General features: G+C 41.4%; 21 protein-coding genes and 1 pseudogene. 21 read left to right on the top strand and 1 reads right to left on the bottom strand.

Features of this window, described 5'->3' with window-relative positions; translation table 11 throughout:
• The 20 genes from A9239_RS07070 to larC form a co-directional block, all read left to right on the top strand.
• Positions 1-647 (top strand): DUF362 domain-containing protein (locus tag A9239_RS07070; RefSeq protein WP_141706397.1); only part of this gene is annotated, 647 nt, incomplete at its 5' end.
• Between the two features lie 202 nt (positions 648-849).
• Positions 850-1,014 carry an iron-containing alcohol dehydrogenase gene (locus tag A9239_RS20895; RefSeq protein ID WP_203225583.1) on the top strand — a complete coding sequence of 55 codons (165 nt, stop codon included), beginning with the start codon at positions 850-852 and terminating at the stop codon, positions 1,012-1,014.
• Positions 1,002-1,193: a hypothetical protein gene (locus A9239_RS19885; protein ID WP_048120422.1), complete on the top strand. Its 192-nt coding sequence runs from the start codon at positions 1,002-1,004 to the stop codon at positions 1,191-1,193. The genes A9239_RS20895 and A9239_RS19885 overlap by 13 nt, the downstream gene beginning before the upstream one ends.
• Positions 1,194-1,275: 82 nt before the next feature.
• Complete coding sequence (locus A9239_RS07060) at positions 1,276-1,494, top strand: hypothetical protein (protein ID WP_048120420.1); 219 nt, start codon at positions 1,276-1,278, stop codon at positions 1,492-1,494.
• 101 nt (positions 1,495-1,595) lie between these two features.
• Positions 1,596-2,288, top strand: a complete 693-nt coding sequence (locus A9239_RS07055; protein ID WP_048120418.1) for a flavodoxin — start codon at positions 1,596-1,598, stop codon at positions 2,286-2,288.
• Positions 2,289-2,302: 14 nt separating this feature from the next.
• A complete protein-coding gene (locus tag A9239_RS07050; protein ID WP_052712645.1) occupies positions 2,303-2,998 on the top strand; it encodes a DUF4405 domain-containing protein in 696 nt (231 codons plus the stop codon).
• Between the two features lie 14 nt (positions 2,999-3,012).
• On the top strand, positions 3,013-4,119 hold the full coding sequence (locus A9239_RS07045; protein ID WP_048120416.1) for an aldo/keto reductase: 1,107 nt from the start codon (positions 3,013-3,015) through the stop codon (positions 4,117-4,119).
• Positions 4,120-4,159: 40 nt separating this feature from the next.
• Positions 4,160-4,369: a hypothetical protein gene (locus tag A9239_RS07040; protein ID WP_052712646.1), complete on the top strand. Its 210-nt coding sequence runs from the start codon at positions 4,160-4,162 to the stop codon at positions 4,367-4,369.
• Positions 4,370-4,669: 300 nt separating this feature from the next.
• Complete coding sequence (locus tag A9239_RS07035; protein WP_048154225.1) at positions 4,670-5,092, top strand: cupin domain-containing protein; 423 nt, start codon at positions 4,670-4,672, stop codon at positions 5,090-5,092.
• Between the two features lie 69 nt (positions 5,093-5,161).
• Positions 5,162-6,223 (top strand): NAD(P)-dependent alcohol dehydrogenase, encoded by a 1,062-nt coding sequence (locus tag A9239_RS07030; RefSeq protein ID WP_048120413.1) that lies wholly within the window; start codon positions 5,162-5,164, stop codon positions 6,221-6,223.
• Between the two features lie 80 nt (positions 6,224-6,303).
• Positions 6,304-6,843: a flavodoxin gene (locus tag A9239_RS07025; RefSeq protein WP_048120411.1), complete on the top strand. Its 540-nt coding sequence runs from the start codon at positions 6,304-6,306 to the stop codon at positions 6,841-6,843.
• 65 nt (positions 6,844-6,908) lie between these two features.
• Positions 6,909-8,048 carry an aldo/keto reductase gene (locus tag A9239_RS07020; RefSeq protein WP_048120410.1) on the top strand — a complete coding sequence of 380 codons (1,140 nt, stop codon included), beginning with the start codon at positions 6,909-6,911 and terminating at the stop codon, positions 8,046-8,048.
• A 123-nt stretch (positions 8,049-8,171) separates the two neighbouring features.
• Positions 8,172-8,948, top strand: a complete 777-nt coding sequence (locus A9239_RS07015) for a carboxymuconolactone decarboxylase family protein (RefSeq protein ID WP_048154228.1) — start codon at positions 8,172-8,174, stop codon at positions 8,946-8,948.
• 30 nt (positions 8,949-8,978) lie between these two features.
• Entirely contained in the window at positions 8,979-9,554 is a 576-nt protein-coding gene (locus A9239_RS07010; protein ID WP_048120407.1) for a sugar O-acetyltransferase, read from the top strand.
• A 180-nt stretch (positions 9,555-9,734) separates the two neighbouring features.
• Positions 9,735-10,826, top strand: coding sequence for a DUF3737 family protein (locus tag A9239_RS07005; RefSeq protein ID WP_048154233.1), 1,092 nt, complete (start codon positions 9,735-9,737; stop codon positions 10,824-10,826).
• A gap of 18 nt (positions 10,827-10,844) precedes the next feature.
• Positions 10,845-11,363: a cyclophilin-like fold protein gene (locus tag A9239_RS07000; protein ID WP_048120403.1), complete on the top strand. Its 519-nt coding sequence runs from the start codon at positions 10,845-10,847 to the stop codon at positions 11,361-11,363.
• A 357-nt stretch (positions 11,364-11,720) separates the two neighbouring features.
• The gene (locus A9239_RS06995) at positions 11,721-12,713 is read left to right on the top strand and encodes an alpha/beta hydrolase (RefSeq protein WP_048120402.1); all 993 of its coding nucleotides are present in this window, start codon (positions 11,721-11,723) and stop codon (positions 12,711-12,713) included.
• Positions 12,714-12,848: 135 nt separating this feature from the next.
• A complete protein-coding gene (locus A9239_RS06990; protein WP_048120400.1) occupies positions 12,849-14,051 on the top strand; it encodes an aldo/keto reductase in 1,203 nt (400 codons plus the stop codon).
• A gap of 315 nt (positions 14,052-14,366) precedes the next feature.
• Positions 14,367-15,173, top strand: coding sequence for a nickel pincer cofactor biosynthesis protein LarB (gene larB / locus A9239_RS06985; RefSeq protein ID WP_048120398.1), 807 nt, complete (start codon positions 14,367-14,369; stop codon positions 15,171-15,173).
• Between the two features lie 85 nt (positions 15,174-15,258).
• Entirely contained in the window at positions 15,259-16,449 is a 1,191-nt protein-coding gene (gene larC, locus A9239_RS06980; protein ID WP_048120396.1) for a nickel pincer cofactor biosynthesis protein LarC, read from the top strand.
• Between the two features lie 143 nt (positions 16,450-16,592).
• On the opposite strand, the gene asd is transcribed toward larC, so the two are convergent.
• Complete coding sequence (gene asd / locus A9239_RS06975; protein WP_048120394.1) at positions 16,593-17,621, bottom strand: aspartate-semialdehyde dehydrogenase; 1,029 nt, start codon at positions 17,619-17,621, stop codon at positions 16,593-16,595.
• 198 nt (positions 17,622-17,819) lie between these two features.
• Between asd and A9239_RS20295 the strand changes: the two are divergent.
• Positions 17,820-17,952 (top strand): annotated as a pseudogene (locus tag A9239_RS20295) (IS701 family transposase); the annotation flags it as partial.

Genomic DNA, 17,952 nt, shown 5'->3' with positions numbered 1-17,952 from the left:
TTAAAGGGCACATTATGGCTGGTTTCGGAGGAGCTATCAAAAATCTCGCTATGGGATGTGCTCCAGCGGTCGGCAAAAAGTATCAGCACTTCAGTACAAGCCCGCATGTTATTCAGGAGAAGTGCATCGGCTGTCAGAAATGTGTTAAAATCTGTCCTGTAGGAGCTCCTCATCTTCTGGGAGAAGTCTCAATGATTGATCCTAATGTCTGTATAAGCTGTGGACAGTGCATGGAAGTTTGCCCTGCCGAAGCCATAACTATAGATTGGGAATCTGATATGCCAGAGTTTCTTGAGAGTCTTACAGAGTATGCTTATGGTGCAGTAAAAGAAAAAGAAGGAAAAGTAGGTTATATGAATTTCCTGCTTAATATCTCGCCTGATTGTGATTGTGTGCCATGGAGTGATGCTCCTATTGTGTCAGATATAGGAATTCTTGCTTCAAAAGATCCTGTAGCCATTGACCAGGCAAGCTATGATCTTGTAAATAGACAGAAAGGGCTTGTTAACTCCTCTCTGCAATGTAATCACGAGGTAGGAACTGATAAGTTCAGAGGTACCTGGCCTATGATCGATGGAACCCATCAGCTTAAGTACGGAGAAGAACTCGGATTTGGAAGCAGAGACTACGAACTTATTGAAATTTAAAGTCAAGTTTTAGTGTCATGTGGGGAAAATTCATATTATATAGGACTTACGCAGTTGAACTGAAAAATCAACAGCATTAGACCATTAACTGTCTAAAATGTGACTTTCATCCACAGTATTTGACGTAATTGATTTTGCTCCTCAAGTACGTAAGTCCTAATATAATGGGTTCGTCTCAAAATTTAAATTGTCTTTTTGAATTATGGCAGTCGTTGGTCTGGAACTTTTGACATCTGTACCGCCGAAATTTACTGCATATCAAGGTTTTGATGCGTTATTTCATAGTGTAGAAGGCTACGTTTCTAATGGCGTCAATCTAATGAGCGATATGTATGTGATGACAGGTTCGTACAAATGGCACAGATAATGGGAATGAAGGATGTGAAGGAGCCGATGGACTTCATCACAATGCTGGTGAAATTGCAGGAAGATTGCGGAGTTGCAGACCTCAGGATGCCCGATTACGGCATTGAACCGGAGAATTTGAAACCATGGCGAAGAACGCAAAGGATACGGTGGGTGGCCTGTTCCTTTGTGACGAACTGAGCTAAGCATGGAAGATTGTATTGCCATCTATGAAACTTCTTACATGTAAAATAACAATACGGCCAATCGGGGAAATTATCATATGAAGGATAGTACCGTGCACCTTTTGCACCCTACTGCCGTGCTCGCTATCATTCTCACCAGCTACTTGATGATTGCATTCGACATCTCAGTCGTCATTACAGGGCTCCCGGAGATTCAGAACAGTCTTGGCTTCTCAGCCACCGGACTCTCCTGGGTGCAGAACGCCTATACGCTTGCCTCCGGCGTTTTACTCCTGCTCAGATACCTTGCCCACTGAGGAAATTGAAATAACGCTCAGGAAATATCCCAATATCGCTCTCCACTATAGCGAACATGAGAATAAATTTGTGGATATAAATAAAAGAGGAGATACACACGATGAAGAAAATATCAGCGTTTGCTCTCATAATCTTAATGGGCCTCTTCCTAGCCGCCTGCGGATGCACAGACAGCGACACAACAAAGGTTGACGTAAATAGCACACAGCCAGAAACACAGAACAATAGCCCCAGTATTACCGTCCCAGAAAAAACCAATTCTCCAAATACGGAAACTGAAAGTGAAAATCATACACAAACGGATTCAGCGCCAAAAAAAATTCTTGTGGCTTATTTTTCACATACTGGCAATACGCGTGTAATTGCTAATCAAATCCACGAAAAAGTCGGCGGTGATATCTTTGAAATTGTGACCGTAAATCCATATCCCACGGATTATGACTCTGTGGTTGATCAGGCAAAGCAGGAACAGGAAGATAACTACAGGCCCCAGCTGAAAACAAAAGTTGAGAACATTGACTCCTACAATGTGGTTTTCATAGGTTATCCCAACTGGTGGGGAACGATGCCAATGCCGGTATTTTCATTTTTGGAGGAATATGACTTTTCCGGGAAAACCATTATACCGTTCTGCACACACGAAGGAAGCGGCCTTGGACGAAGTGTTGAAGACATCACCGAGCTTTGCCCGCAGTCCACTATTCTGGACGGCCTTGCAATCAGAGGATCAAGTGTAAAAACTGCGCAGGATGATGTATCCGAGTGGCTGCGTGAAATAGGAATGACAGAATAAATGAGGAAAACTCTTTGACTCAGAAATTGTTGATTAAGCTGACCATTGACCTCTTTATGACGGTTCTCATGTTGGCAGTCATGGCTTACAACCTAACCGGAAACATGATCCATGAACTGTTAGGAGTTTCCTTGTTTGTGTTATTCATTGTCCACAGTATCTTAAATCGACGGTGGTATCATACAGTTATAAAAAGAAAGCACAATACACGCCGTGTTTTTAATACAGCGGTCAATCTGCTTCTTTTCGTAATGATGCTAATGCTGTTGGTAAGCTCCGTGCTGGTTTCCCGTAGCGTGTTTGCTTTTATTCCAGTAGACGGTGGTTTGATTGCACGGCAGATACACATTCTGGCCGCATATTGGGGATTTATCTTCATCTCCATACATCTGGGAATGCACTGGGGAATGATTATAGGTATGGTTCAAAAGGTACCGGGAATTCCCACTCCTAACCGTGGATGTACATTTGCGGTGCGAGTCATGGCAGTGTTAATCGCTGTATATGGAGTGTATGCATTTTTTGAAAGAGGCATGGGTTCCAGATTGATTTTGTACTATACATATTCCTATTGGAATTTTGATGAATCAGCCATGTTTTTCTTCACGGATTACCTTTCCATCATGGGAGTTTGTATCTGTGTGACTTACTATGTTCTGAAATTTGTCCAGAATAGGAAAATGCAGCGCCTATCAAAGAATAATCAATAACGGAGAACTCAAAGATGAAAGTTGAATATAGAAATATGCCGCATGGCGGCGGTAAGATCAGCACAATCGGTATTGGCGCAGGAAGCCTGCACGAATCTAGACCGCAGGAAATCAAAGACGTCATTAGTTATGGCATGGAACACGGCATAAATCTGATTGACACGGTTATGTATGATTCCAGTGCAGTGGAGCCCATTGAACAGGCACTGAAAGGACAGCGGGACGAGATGATTATGCAGATGCATCTGGGTGCTGTCTACCCAAAGGGAACATATTCGAGGACAAGGGTTCTTTCAAAACTTAAGAGAGGGTTTGAGCAGGAGCTGAAAAAATACGGCACGGACTACGCTGACATTGGCATTATCCATTGTGTTGATGAGGTTCGTGATTTTGAAAAGATCATGTCCAATGGAATTTTTGATTATGCTCGAAAGCTAAAGAAAGATGGAACTATTCGCTATCTCGGCTTTTCATCCCATTCTACGGATATTTGTAGACGCTTTATCGAGACCGGAGAGATTGACATTTTTATGTTCAGCCTCAACGCCGCTTATGATTTTAAACCTTCACAGGGTCAGCTGGCTTTATCACATGAGCGTATGGAACTTTATCGTGAATGTGAAAAACGCGGCATTGGCATCACGGTAATGAAGCCTTATGATGGTGGACAGTTGCTGAACGCAAAGACATCTCCATTCCGCCATAGTATGACTATACCTCAGTGCATACAGTATGCGCTGGATCGCCCGGCTGTTCTCTCATGTCTTCCGGGTGTACGCTCCAGAGCAGATTTGGAAGATGTACTCAAATATTACTCCACTTCTGAAGAAGAACGGGACTATTCTTTTATCGGCAGCCTGCCGCACCGAGACATACAGGGAGCCTGCATTTACTGTAACCACTGTCAGCCATGTCCATCTGGAATCGACATCGGTTCTGTAAACAAATATTTAGATCTGGCAAAAGCGGGTGACGAACTCGCAAAAGACCATTACATGAAATTAAGCAAAAACGCAAATGACTGCATAGAATGCGGTGTCTGCGAAAAGAACTGTCCTTTCCATGTTAATATCCGTGGCAGAATGCTGGAAGCAAAACATTATTTTGATAAGTTAAGATGACTCCGAATAGTAGGGTAATTTCAATGAGTAAAAAGTATTGATGCAGTCCGCCACGCCCGACGAAAGCGCAAAAAATTTTGTGGCTTATTTTTCACATCCCGGCAATATGTGTGAAATTGCCAATCAAATCAACGAAAATGCTGGTGTAGACCTCTTTGAAATAGTGCTCGAGGATCCATATCCCAGTAATTACAGTGAGGTTGTGGAACAAGTACTTAAGGAGCTGGGAGAGGACACAGTCCCCGGTTGAAAACAAATGTTGAGAACATGGACTCATACGATATGACTTTTTTACATTCTACCTTTCTCTGTAGGGCTTACTTTTATATACTATTAAATCCTATATAGTGACTGATTAGTCACTCATAAAAACTGATCGAGTAAACGATCAAGAAAGAATATCGAGAAAATTTTAAAGAAACTAAAATCAGAGAGAACATTATGAAAGTTGTCGGTATTAACGGCAGTTCACGGCTAGTAAATTTTTCAGTAAGAATCTTTGACATTCAAAAAACCAAACTTGACAATAAATATTAATGAGGTACAAAATATGGACAAACCAATCTTAAGTGAGAGTGTAATTTTCCCGAAAGGAGACGAACTTCCTGAATTTTTAAGCAAGTATTTTACAGGTAAAGTATGGGTTAGCATGCTGGTTGGAAGGGATAATGAATTTAATTGTCCCATCGGCAATGTAACATTCGAACCCGGATGCATAAATAACTGGCATAAGCATCCCGGAGGTCAGATTCTGTTAGTAACAGGCGGACGTGGTTACTATCAGGAAGAAGGAAAGCCTGCAAGGGAACTTAAACCTGGTGATGTAGTGACAATAGCACCAGATGTAAAGCACTGGCATGGAGCAGCACATGACAGCTGGTTTGTACACCTTTCCGTTGAGACAAATGCCAACGCAGGACCGGCAGAATGGCTTGAACCTGTAGCTGATGAAGAGTACAATAAATTGAAATGAATTTGGTTGAGGTATTTAAGAATTTGAATTGAAGTTAAAAGTTACAAAGTAAATAAGAAGTGCATAAATATGGCGGAAAATATTCAATCAAAAGGTTATGCTGGAAAAGATGAGTCCGGAAAGCTAGTTCCCTGGTCTTTTGAAAGAAGACCTGTAGGTGATAATGACATTCTAATTGATATTAAATACTGTGGAGTTTGTCATTCTGACATTCATCAGATCAAAGGACACTGGGGACCACAACAATATCCACAAGTGCCTGGTCATGAAATTGTGGGTGTGGTTGCTGCTGTTGGAAAGAACGTAACAAAGTTCAAAGTAGGTGATCGTGCAGGAGTTGGGTGCATGGTTAGCAGTTGTATGGAGTGTGAAAGCTGCAAGAATGGTGAAGAACATCATTGCGACAACAATGCAACTATAATGACATATGGTTATCCTGAAGAATCATCACCTACCGGTATAAGTCAGGGAGGATATTCTCAAAATATCGTTGTCACAGAGCATTTTGCAATAAAGATACCAGATTCCATAGATCTGCAGGAAGCTGCTCCATTACTATGTGCTGGTATTACTACCTATTCACCTTTAATGAGAGCTAATTTCAAAAAAGGGGATAAAGTAGGAGTTGCAGGAATTGGTGGGCTGGGGCACGTAGCTATTAAATTAGCCATATCAAAAGGTGCCGAAGTTTATGCCTTTACAACCACTGAAAGCAAAAAAGAAGATTGTCTTGCATTCGGAGCAACAGAAGTTATTGTTGTTAACTCACCAAGCGACCTACAACCATGGAAAGGAAAAATGGATTACATGATATCCACAATTCCATACGCATACGAAATGTCATCATACATTGATTGCGTAAAACCATATGGATACTTCACTCAAGTAGGACAACCAATTGGAGGAGAACTCACAATTAACAACTTCAATATGATTTTCAATAGAGTAAACTTCAATGGATCACTTATTGGAGGAATACCAGAAACACAAGAAGTTGTTGATTATTGTGCGGAAAATAAGATCTATCCGCAAATTCAGATGATCAAACCTGAAATGATCAATGAGATATGGGAGAAGGTCGTAAATAAAGAAGCCCGCTATCGATATGTAATTGACATGTCATCCTTATAATATGACCTCCAAGGTCCTTGCTTTTTTATCACAAAAAGTGATGATAATTTCAGTGAGAATAAGAAGGTATGGGATACTAAATGTCGAATTTGAACGAAGAGAAATGCCTGATAGCCTATTTTTCACGTGAGGGGAATAACTATGTCAGCGGAAAGATCGTGAATTTGCCTGTCGGTAACACAAAAGTGGTAGCCGACATGATCCGGGAAATGACAGGATGCGATCTTTTCCGTATTGTTACGGTAAAGTCTTATCCCAAAGATTATTCTGCAACCACCAACGTGGCAAAAAAGGAACTGAATAACAATGCCAGACCGGAGCTTTCCAGCCATGTGGAAAATATGGACTCTTATAACTTGATATTCCTGGGTTATCCCAACTGGTGGGGAACGATGCCAATGCCAGTGTTTACATTCCTGGAAGAATATGACCTTTCCGGAAAAACTATTGTTCCGTTTTGTACCCATGAAGGAAGCGGATTAGGCCGTAGTGAAAAAGATATTGCAAAACTTTGTCCGAAAGCAACTCTTTTGAAGGGGCTCGCTGTCCATGGGTCTCGTGTAAGTGCTGCGAAAAAAGATATTGTGGATTGGCTGAGCAATATTGGTATTGTTTCATAAATTGTTTGAGCCTACAGGACATTTCTACAGGACATTTATGGATCATTGAACAGGGGAGGATAAAAATGGCAAAACGATTAGGTTTTGGCTGTATGAGATTACCACTTCTGGACAAAGATGATCAGACATCGTTTGACACAGAAGCATTAAACAAATTGGTAGATACGTTTTTGGAAAAAGGATTTACTTACTTTGATACCGCGTACACATACCATGGCTTCAAGAGTGAGGAAGCCATTAGAGAGGCTCTGGTAAAAAGGCATAACCGAGATGAATTTACTCTTGCGACGAAACTTCCTCCCAGAATGTTAAAAGCAGTGGAGGATCAGGATAGAATTTTTAATGAGCAGCTGGAAAATTGTGGTGTTGAATTTTTTGATTATTACCTGCTTCACAATATTGGTATGAGTGCTTATGAGCAGGCATGCAAATATGATACATTCGGTTTTGCTTTGAAGAAAAAGGAAGAAGGCAAAATAAAGAATCTGTGCATGTCTTTTCACGACACCCCGGAACTACTGGATGAAATTCTAACTGCTCATCCGGAACTGGATTTTGTTCAGTTGCAGATCAATTATATTGACTGGGAGAATCCCGGTATCCAGTCAAGAAGATGCCATGAAGTGGCAAGAAAACATAACATGCCAGTTGTTGTAATGGAACCCTGCAAGGGAGGAAATCTTGCCTCTGTTCCTGAAAAAGCAGAAGAATTGATGAAAGCATATAATCCGGAAGCTTCCGTTGCCTCCTGGGCAATCAGGTTTGCTGCCAGTCAGGAAGGTGTCATGATGGTACTTAGCGGTATGAATACCATGGAACAGGTACTTGATAATACCTCATATATGACAGACTTCAAACCTCTGGACGAGGAAGAATACAGGATCATCAACCAGGTAATTGATATTATAAATGAAGATACTGCAATTCCCTGCACAACATGCAGATATTGTGTAGAAGGATGTCCTGAGAATATTGCAATACCGGATTACTTTGCATTATATAATAGTGCAAAGCGTGCTGTAACTGATAATATCTCAAGCCAGTTTGTTTACTATCTGAATCTCACTTCAACTCATGGCAAGGCTAGCGATTGCATAGACTGTAAACAATGCGAGAAGGCATGCCCTCAGCATTTGAAGATAACAGAGTACTTAAAAGATGTGTCAGCAGAATTTGATGCCGGACCGGGATTACCGACAAAATAAGGATGAATGATAATTTGACCGACCAACCTGCGAAACAAACTGTTAGGAAACAAACTGTCAGCTATGAGGAAGTAGCGAAAAAGATTCTGAATATCCGCTTGAACTGAAAGAGATGGGTAAATTATGGGTATCAGTGAAATTGCAAACAAGAACTATGAAGAATTATTTCCCGATTATAAATCAACGCTAAAAATCGATCATAAATCAACGCTAAAAATAACAGATCCGGAACTTTTGGAAATCTTTGACAATTTCGCTTTTGATGAAGTGATCAGTTATGGAAATCTGGATACAAAAACCAGGTTAATGGTTATTTTAGCATCATTAATTGCAAGCCAGACTTTAAACGAATATAAAGTAATGCTTGGTGCTGCACTTAATGTCGGTGTAACTCCAATTGAGGTTAAGGAGATTGTATATCAATCTGTACCATATGTTGGGATGGCGAAGGCATTTGATTTTATTCATGCTACTAATGAAATACTGGAAAGTAGAGGAGTAAAACTACCACTGGAAGGCCAGTCTACAACTTCGCCTGAAACACGATTTGAAAAAGGACTGGAAGTGCAGAAGGAAATATTTGGTGACATAATCGATAAAATGTACGAGGCAGCACCTGAAAACCAGATTCATATTCAGAAATATCTGTCTGCAAACTGCTTTGGTGATTACTACACCAGAAAAGGTCTGGATGTAAAAACAAGAGAACTCCTTACGTTTTCTATGATCCTGTCACTGGGTGGATGTGAGCCTCAGTTAAAGGGGCATATACAGGGAAATCTGAATGTTGGGAACGATAAAGAAACACTGCTCAGCGCAGTTACGCAGCTATTGCCGTATATCGGATATCCGAGAACATTGAATGCGATTGCATGTTTGAACGAAGTGATACCCGAGTAGATTTAATGGTAGATCAAGAGGATAGTTTCAATGAGTGAAAAAGTGTTGAATAAAGACATTTTTGAACGTGATCGGTCTGGAGAACCAGTTTCTATAGATGACCCGGAATACCCAAAGTTAAAGGAAGTGATGCTTCGTGCTGCAGAACTAACCACCAGATTGAATACTTCAGTTCATGATGAGAATGAAATAAGGAGCCTGTTCAGTGAGTTGATAGGTTCGGAGGTGGATGAATCTTCTAGGGTAACTCCTCCATTCTATACAGATTTCGGACGAAATATTAAGGTCGGTAAAAATGTGTTTATCAATCACGCATGCACCTTTATGGATAGAGGAGGCATAACAATCGAGGATGACACCAAGATAGGACCAAAAGCCAATCTTATCACATCCAATCACCCATTGGATCCAGCCCATAGAAAGGAATTAATTTCAACTCCGATATGGATTAAAAGGAATGTATGGATAGGTGCTGCTGCAACCATTTTACCCGGTGTAACTATCGGAGAAAACTCTGTCGTAGCAGCCGCAGCTGTTGTTACGCAAGATGTTCCTCCTAACACAGTCGTGGCTGGCGTACCAGCAAAAGTTATCAGAACATTGTAATGCTTATCCCTAATCAGAACATTGTAATGCTTATCCCTATATACTAGTATTTTTATTAAATAAACGACTGATTAGTCACTCATATTTTCATTGATTAGTTAATAACTCGCCAGACATGATTCCTTATGATAAATTGGAATCATTCTTCAAAGAAAATCTAGGATAAAAACAGGTTCAAATATGAGTCAAAACACTAAAAATATCGTAGAAATAATGCAAGCAAGTGAATCAATTGCCTTTGATAATACCCAATATAAAAAGAGTTCCGATGTTGGCTCCCAGACGACTGAATTATCCGCAAAGCTCGACACTCCAATCAGTGTTGAACAAAAACGAGAGCAAATAAATGAATTTAAAGACTTGACAATGGATGAAGAGCGTGCCCTTTATGGTATACATAATGCGACAATCATTCATTGTATCTTTGATGGCCCTCGCGATGGAGAATCTGTCTTAAAGAAAAGCGCAGACATAGACGTTTCAGATTGTGACTTCAGGCTTCGTTATCCTTTCTGGCATGTCAGGAACGCTCAAATTGAAAACTGCCGTATGACAGAAACATGCCGTGCTGCATTATGGTACAGCAAACAGATAACAATAAAAGAAAGTCATATGGCAGGCAGTAAAGCTGTACGGGAATGTGAGGATATTACTATTGAAAACTGTAATATTCAATCATCCGAATTTGGATGGTTATCACACAGAATGATGATAAAGAATACAGAGCTTGAATCTGAATATCCATTTTTCTACAGCTCAGATATCCTGCTTGATAATTTTGTATTGAACGGTAAATACTCTTTTCAGTATGTGAAAAATGTAGAAATCAGGGATTCCTGTCTGAATACAAAGGATGCTTTCTGGCACAGCAAAAATGTCACTGTCTCAGACAGTACCGTAAAAGGCGAATATCTGGGTTGGTACTCTGAAAATCTCAAACTGATCCGGTGTAAAATAATTGGAACCCAGCCGCTTTGTTATGCAAAAGGTCTGATCCTGGAAGATTGCGAAATGATTGATTGTGATCTTGCCTTTGAATACAGCGATGTTCATGCTGTAATTACAGGTTCGATAACAAGTGTAAAAAATCCATGCAGCGGACATATCAGTGCGGATTCAATTGGAGAAGTAATATTGGATAATAATCGACCAGCTGATGCTTCATGTGTAATCGAAGTCCGGAAAGAGCTGAATAAAGAAGAAATTCAGAATTCTGATACTTATAATGGAGATATTTTCAACAATAATGATTTGACCGTGCAAGAAACATAATAAATTGAGGCTTTGTCAATGAAAATTATTCCCGAATATAATGGAATAAAATGGATGTTAATTTGTTTTGGAGTAATTTTACTGGCAATTTTAGTGATAGGATGTGCTGAACAAAATAACATGAATCAAATAGCCATTGGCAATCAATCAGAAGATGAACAAGATGAAGCCAGTCAAGAAGAGGAGGAGACAAAAATGAAAATCAGTATTCAAGCAAATGGAGAAACAACGATTTATGAACTCAATGATGGTAAAGCTGCAAAAGAACTCTATGAACAATTGCCCTTAACGATTAATGTTGAAGATTACAGCAATAATGAAAAGATATTTTATCCACCCAAAAAACTCGATACAACTAACACACCTATGGCAAATGCACAGTTTGGAACACTTGCATATTATGCGCTATGGGGAGACGTAGTAATGTTTTATGATAAGTTCGGCTCTGCAGGCGGTTTATATGAGTTAGGAAATGTCATATCAGGCGGCGAGCATATCAAAAACATGTCAGGCACGATACAGATCAAGAAAGTGTAAACATAAGTAAAATCGAGAGGTCTGAAAGACCAAAACCAATAATCAAAGAATAGACAGGCTCTGTAGTATGTAATGTATGCATATGTGTGTGTCTCATACCTAATGAGAAATATTGTTATGGTGAATCAGTAGTTCTGGACGCTACGTTGATTGCACCCCGTCTATGATGGATTCATTACATAGCAGTTTTGATATTTTGATTGAACTGGCCTAGTAGGATAAAACTTATTTCTAGTCCTGTCGTGAGTGATTAGTCAATCATAATAACTATATACTAGAATATCCATCTACTACTGACTGTTCAGTCAGTCATTGGTAATGCTATTGATACAATTCTAATATTCAGGAGAACTAAAAATGTCGGGAAATATGGAATCTAAAAATGAATCAAGTATGAGAACTTTTGAGCTCAGTGAAAAGGTAACTGTAGAAAAAGTATCCTATAAAAACAGGTACGGAATTACCGTTGTAGCAGACATGTACCTGTCAAAGGACATAGATAAGTCTAAAAAATACCCAGCAATTGTCATAGGAACACCTTATGGTGGTGTAAAAGAGCAAGGTGCTGGTATTTACGCACAGAATATGGCAGAACGAGGATTTGTTGCCATTGCGTTCGATGAATCTTTTAATGGCGAAAGCAGTGGTGAACCAAGGCATGTCTCTTCTCCAGATATATTTGTTGAAGATTTTAGTGCAGGAGTAGACTTTTTGGGAACACGTCCTTTCGTGGACAGGAACAGGATCGGCGCTATTGGTATCTGTGGAAGTGGTGGATTTTCAATTACTGCAGCTCAAGTTGATCCACGTATCAAGGCAGTTGCTACTGCAAGTATGTATGATATAAGTAGTATGATAAGAGACGGATTTGGAAAAACAATGACTGATGAACAGCGTGCCCAAACTTTAGTTCAGTTGGGCGAGCAACGATGGAAAGACTTTGAGAATGGTACTCCAGAAGTGCCTGTGGGTTTCCCAAGTAAACCCGCTGATTCAATTCCAGAAGGATTAGATCCAATTTCAAGTGAATTTTTTGAATACTACGGAATGGAGCGTGGACATCATCCTAATGCAGGAGCTGCATTCACTATTACAAGTAGCATGTCATTCATGAACTTCCCTTTGATGAACTATATTGATAACATTTCACCACGACCAATTTTGTTCATCATCGGTGAAAATGCTCACTCTAGATATTTTAGTGAAGGTGCCTATGAAAGGGCTGCTGAACCCAAAGAACTCTACATAGTTCCGGGAGCAAGACATATTGATCTGTACGACAGGACCGACATGATCCCATTTGACAAATTGGAATCATTCTTTGCAAAATATCTAGGTTACAAAAAATGAGCAGAGCAGTGTTCTACGAATCGAAATTTGAACAAATATCTGGAGATAGCAGGCAGGAGACTTATTTTTGCCCCCCTGCAAGTGATTAGTCAATCACAATGCGGCTAAATAATTCAAAAATTCAGGAGAACTAAAATGTTATACAGAAAAATGCCTAAAAACGGGGACGAGCTTTCGATACTTGGATTCGGATGCATGCGCCTTCCAGTGAAAGAAGACGGTAGTATAGACGAAGAAAGAGCAACCAGGCAGGTACGCTATGCAATCGACCAAGGAGTAAATTATGTTGATACTGCCTGGCCTTATCACATGGAACAGAGCGAGCCTTTCTTAGGTCGTGCTCTTGCCGATGGATACCGTGAAAAAGTGAAACTCGCAACAAAACTTCCTTCATGGCTTATAGAGAGCCGAGAAGATATGGATAAGTTCCTGAATGCTCAGCTGAATAAACTCAAAACAGACCATATTGACTATTACCTTATCCATTCTCTTGTTGGCAACCTGTGGGACAATATTGAAAAGCTTGGTGTAGCTGATTTCCTTGACAAAGCCAAAGCTGATGGCCGAATAATTAACGCAGGTTTTTCTTTCCATGGCTCGGGAGAGGATTTCAACCGGATAGTGGATGCCTATGACTGGGACTTTTGTCAGATCCAGTATAACTTTCTGGACGAAAAGAATCAGGCAGGCACCAGGGGTTTGGAATATGCAGCTTCAAAAGGCCTTGGAGTAATCATTATGGAACCCCTACGTGGAGGAAACCTCACAAATCCAGTACCCTCTGCTGTAAAAGAGATATGGAATGAAGCCCCTACGAAAAGGACAGCTGCAGAATGGGCTCTTCGATGGGTATGGAATCATCCCGAAGTCACGGTTGTCCTCTCCGGAATGAATGAGGAAACACATATTGAAGAGAACCTTAAGGTGGCAGGCGAGGCTTACCCGAATTCCCTGACAGAAACCGAACTGCAGCTAATACAGAAAGTGGAGCGGAAGTACCGCGAACTGATGAAAGTAGGCTGTACAGGCTGCAGATACTGTATGCCCTGTCCATCAGGGGTGAATATCCCACTCTGTTTTGAATTGTACAACAAACTCTACATGTCCAACAATCCAGACGATGTAAAGTTCTTCTATGCTGCACAGTTGAGTGGTGCCATATCCGTTGGAGAAACCGGATTTGCATCCCAGTGCGTACAATGTGGGCAGTGCCTTGAAAAATGTCCCCAGCACATTGATATACCAATGATGCTTGAATCCGTTGTCGAAGAACTTGAAGGATCTGACCTGGAGGAGAGAGTTGATATGGCAAAGCAGATGTTCAAGAAACAAACTTAAAAGCGAGAACAATTCTAAGTGCCAAAAAAGCAAAATGAAGATATTGTTTAGGCTGACTTTTATTTAAAGATTAAACGATATCTTCATTTTCCGCTGTTTATCTTCATGTTTAGTTAATTATATTCATTCAGCTTTGGAATTTTGAATTTTTACCTCAAATTGCAAAGCAACAACCGAGAATTCTGAAAATCAAGCTTGTATGAGCATAGCGCTAAACTCTAAAAAGTCTCCAAACGAATAAATTGTTATCCAATAACTTGATATTTAAACTGTTCATTGCTAGAACATCTAATTCCTCTAGGCGAAGGTTAATACATGGATCTTACTGACATACTTAAGGCTGTTAAAGACGGAAAAATGGATCTTGAGACTGCGGAGAAGCAGGCTCGAGGCCTGGGGTTTGTCTCCTATATGGATATAGCAAAACTTGATTCTCACAGAAAAAGCAGAACAGGAGTAATCGAGGCTATTCTTGCCGATTGTAAAGATCCTGACGACGTGGTAGAAATTGCAAGGGTCATGGTTGCTGAGAGCAAAAGAGCTCTTATTACACGGGTCTCACCAGGACATCTTGAAGCCTTAAAGCAGGCCTTTGACCATGATAAACTGGAGTGGAACAGCAGGGCTCGTACAGTTGTTATCCATGACGGCACGCCAGCTCCTAGGACAGGGGGAGTCGTAGGGTTCGTTTCAGCAGGCACGGCAGATATCCCGGCTGCGGAAGAAGCCAGGGTTGTAGCTTCAGAAATGGGTTGTGAGACGGTTGCGGTTTATGATGTGGGAGTTGCGGGAATCCACAGGCTTATCCCGGCGCTGGATAAACTGAAAGCCAGGATGCCAGGAGCAATAGTCGTTGCAGCCGGGAGGGAAGGAACGCTTCCCACAATAGTCTCGGGATTAGTTGATGTGCCTGTAATAGGGCTTCCGGTTTCGACAGGCTACGGAGCAGGTGGAGGAGGAAAAGCTGCCCTACTGGCAATGCTCCAATCCTGTTCCACACTTGCAGTTGTGAATATTGATGCAGGCTTTGTTGCGGGGGCATATGCTGCAAGGATTGCAAATATGATTGCGGCTGCTTATACCCATGGCAAAGAAGATAGGGCAGAGCAGACAAGAGAGTAACAGGGGTAATAAAAAGGGAATAAAAAAGGAATAAAAGGAAAAGAAAAATAAGAGAAAAAGAAATCGAAATGCAGGAAGGAATTTTATGAAAGCACTTGTATTCAACCCTTTTTCAGGGGCAGCAGGAGATATGATCCTTGGATGCACTCTCGATCTCGGGGCTGACCGAAAAACGGTTAAAGAACTGATAGAAGCTTCTGTCAACGTATCCGTAGATATAAAAGAAATCGTGAAACAGGGGATAAAGGCCCTGGATGTCCGGATTAACGTGCCTGAAAAAGAGTCAGTCCGTACATATCCGGAAATTCTGGACGTGGTAAAAGCCGCAAAACTGCCTTCCAGTGTGGAAGCAAGTGCTCTTGATATCTTCTCGAAGCTGGCTGAAGCCGAAGCTTCAGTTCATGGACAGCCTGACCTTGAGAAGCTTCACTTCCATGAGGTTGGGCAGAGTGATGCCCTTGCTGATATAATCGGTTCTTCGGCAGCGATCCATTCCCTTAACTGCGATTCCGTTTACTGCACTCCTATAAATGTAGGCAGTGGAACAATCGAATGCGCACATGGAGTTTTGCCTGTGCCAGCGCCTGCAACCCTTGAGATTCTCAGGAAAGGAAAATTCTATTTCAGGGGAGGAATTGATCAAAAGGAGCTTCTGACTCCTACAGGAGCTGCTATTCTTGCCCATTTTGCAAGACCTCTGGAAGCTTTTCCTCAGGGCAGGGTAGTTTCAATTGGTTATGGGGCTGGGGATTCCGAGCTTGCCGGTCCTAATGTGCTTCAGGGAATGGTATGCGAACTTGATTCCTGCCTGATTCCGGATATGATTGAGGTACTCGAAACGAATGCTGACGACGTGAGTGGAGAAGTACTGGGTAACCTGTTCGAGGAGTTACTTGCTATGGGAGCAAGGGATGTTGCAATCCTCCCGGCAACAATGAAAAAAGGCCGTCCTGCTCATGTTATTAAGGTCATTGCAAAACCTGAAGACACTGCAAAGCTTGCCAGGAAAATCATTATCGAAACAGGATCCCTTGGAGTAAGAGTTATCCCTACCAGGCACAGGTTGATGGCTGCCAGACGAATAGAATTGGTTAAGTTTGAGGTCGAAGGGCAGATATATGAATCTGCGGTCAAGATTGCCAGGGATTCTGAGGGAATGCTGCTCAATATTTCTGCCGAGTTTGAGGATTGCAAAAAAATCGCAAAAAAGAGCGGCATCCCTGTAAAAGAAGTTATGAGAAAGGCAGAGGAAGCTGCAAGAAAGCTTTTTTCCTGAAATTCTCAAAAGATCGGAAGTAAGCAAAAAAGGAAAGAACGACTTGATAGATTTAAAATGAGTAGCGAATCTGAAAAGTAAAAGCCTTCTTAAGCTGTGAGGCTTTCACTTTTCATTCTATTTTGCTTGTAAGCCATCCAAATTTAAAGTTTGCCCATTGAATGCAGGAGTTCCGCATTCAGCACACTTGCCCCGGCTGCTCCACGGATGGTGTTATGTCCCATTGCGATGTAGCGGATTCCTTCTCTTATACGGCCTACTGAGACACTCATGCCTTTGCCCATGTTGCGGTCAAGGCGCGGCTGAGGCCTGTCAATTTCATCTCTTACAATTAAAGGTTTTGCCGGCTCGGAAGGAAGTTCTTTCAGCCTGGGGTCAAATTTCAGGAAAGCTTTCCTTACTTCTTCAGGCGTCGGTTTATCCCTCATTCCGGCCCAGATGGCTTCGGTATGCCCATCTATTACAGGGACTCTGTTGCAGGACGCACTGACTCTCATATCTGCAGGCACGATTTCAGAGCCGTTGAACTCTCCAAGGAGCTTTAAAGTTTCAGTTTCCATCTTCTTTTCTTCGTTTCCTATGTATGGGATTATATTGTCATAAATTGCCATTGCGGCAACTCCGGAAAAACCTGCCCCTGATATCGCCTGCATTGTGGCTACCTGTATGGTTTCAAGTCCAAACTGCATAAGAGGCTTTAAGGTAACGGTCATGACAATAGTGGAACAATTGGGGTTTGTAATGATATATCCGTCCCATCCTCTTGCATCCTGCTGGACTTCGAGAAGCCCGAGGTGCTCTGGATTTACCTCAGGAATCACAAGGGGAATGTCCTTTTCCATTCTGTAGGATGAGGCATTGCTTGCTACTGCAAACCCGGCTTTTGCAAATTCGGGTTCCACTTTCAGGGCAAGGTCTGCAGGAAGTGCCGAAAACACCACGTCCGCATCTACGGCTTTTGGATCTACAGGAACAACTTCGAGATTTTCAACGCTTTCCGGCATAGCTGTATCTAACCTCCAGCCTGCAGCTTTTTTGTATGTTTTGCCGGCGCTTCTCTCGGATGCTGCAAGGGCTGTAATCTCAAACCAGGGGTGGTTTGAAAGTGCTTCTACAAATCTCTGCCCGACAGCGCCTGTGGCGCCTAAAATACCTGCTTTAATTGATACCATTTAAAAGCTACCTCCGGAAAGATATAACTGATTGATAAAACTGATTGATAAAACTAATTGATAAAACTGACTGATAAAACCGATTTATAAAACTGACTGATAAAACCGGTTTAGGACTTACGCAGTTAAAATGCCGAAAACTTGATATCTTTATAAATATACTTATGGCTTAGTGTTTCTCTAAAAACGTACGGAGTTATGGACATAAATCCACCTAAGTGTACCGACATTGACTACATTAATTTTCTCAATGCGGCTTCTAACGTATTTAGCTGTACTGAAGCTGCTAGATGTTATCCAGACATAGCTAATGCTCCTTCTCATGCTGCTT

Source organism: Methanosarcina sp. A14, assembly GCF_001729375.1.
In the GTDB taxonomy this organism is placed as follows: domain Archaea; phylum Halobacteriota; class Methanosarcinia; order Methanosarcinales; family Methanosarcinaceae; genus Methanosarcina; species Methanosarcina barkeri.
Note: the sequence above shows the minus strand (reverse complement) of the source record. Positions and strands in the feature narration are given on the sequence as shown.

What these genes read in the sequence shown, in the direction of transcription:
- A9239_RS20895 (WP_203225583.1), top strand. Translation starts at nt 850, where the DNA reads ATGGCAGTCGTTGGTCTGGAACTTTTGACATCTGTACCGCCGAAATTT.
- A9239_RS19885 (WP_048120422.1), top strand. Translation starts at nt 1,002, where the DNA reads ATGGCACAGATAATGGGAATGAAGGATGTGAAGGAGCCGATGGACTTC.
- A9239_RS07060 (WP_048120420.1), top strand. Translation starts at nt 1,276, where the DNA reads ATGAAGGATAGTACCGTGCACCTTTTGCACCCTACTGCCGTGCTCGCT.
- A9239_RS07055 (WP_048120418.1), top strand. Translation starts at nt 1,596, where the DNA reads ATGAAGAAAATATCAGCGTTTGCTCTCATAATCTTAATGGGCCTCTTC.
- A9239_RS07045 (WP_048120416.1), top strand. Translation starts at nt 3,013, where the DNA reads ATGAAAGTTGAATATAGAAATATGCCGCATGGCGGCGGTAAGATCAGC.
- A9239_RS07040 (WP_052712646.1), top strand. Translation starts at nt 4,160, where the DNA reads ATGCAGTCCGCCACGCCCGACGAAAGCGCAAAAAATTTTGTGGCTTAT.
- A9239_RS07035 (WP_048154225.1), top strand. Translation starts at nt 4,670, where the DNA reads ATGGACAAACCAATCTTAAGTGAGAGTGTAATTTTCCCGAAAGGAGAC.
- A9239_RS07030 (WP_048120413.1), top strand. Translation starts at nt 5,162, where the DNA reads ATGGCGGAAAATATTCAATCAAAAGGTTATGCTGGAAAAGATGAGTCC.
- A9239_RS07025 (WP_048120411.1), top strand. Translation starts at nt 6,304, where the DNA reads ATGTCGAATTTGAACGAAGAGAAATGCCTGATAGCCTATTTTTCACGT.
- A9239_RS07020 (WP_048120410.1), top strand. Translation starts at nt 6,909, where the DNA reads ATGGCAAAACGATTAGGTTTTGGCTGTATGAGATTACCACTTCTGGAC.
- A9239_RS07015 (WP_048154228.1), top strand. Translation starts at nt 8,172, where the DNA reads ATGGGTATCAGTGAAATTGCAAACAAGAACTATGAAGAATTATTTCCC.
- A9239_RS07010 (WP_048120407.1), top strand. Translation starts at nt 8,979, where the DNA reads ATGAGTGAAAAAGTGTTGAATAAAGACATTTTTGAACGTGATCGGTCT.
- A9239_RS07005 (WP_048154233.1), top strand. Translation starts at nt 9,735, where the DNA reads ATGAGTCAAAACACTAAAAATATCGTAGAAATAATGCAAGCAAGTGAA.
- A9239_RS07000 (WP_048120403.1), top strand. Translation starts at nt 10,845, where the DNA reads ATGAAAATTATTCCCGAATATAATGGAATAAAATGGATGTTAATTTGT.
- A9239_RS06995 (WP_048120402.1), top strand. Translation starts at nt 11,721, where the DNA reads ATGTCGGGAAATATGGAATCTAAAAATGAATCAAGTATGAGAACTTTT.
- A9239_RS06990 (WP_048120400.1), top strand. Translation starts at nt 12,849, where the DNA reads ATGTTATACAGAAAAATGCCTAAAAACGGGGACGAGCTTTCGATACTT.
- larB (WP_048120398.1), top strand. Translation starts at nt 14,367, where the DNA reads ATGGATCTTACTGACATACTTAAGGCTGTTAAAGACGGAAAAATGGAT.
- larC (WP_048120396.1), top strand. Translation starts at nt 15,259, where the DNA reads ATGAAAGCACTTGTATTCAACCCTTTTTCAGGGGCAGCAGGAGATATG.
- asd (WP_048120394.1), bottom strand. Translation starts at nt 17,621, where the DNA reads ATGGTATCAATTAAAGCAGGTATTTTAGGCGCCACAGGCGCTGTCGGG.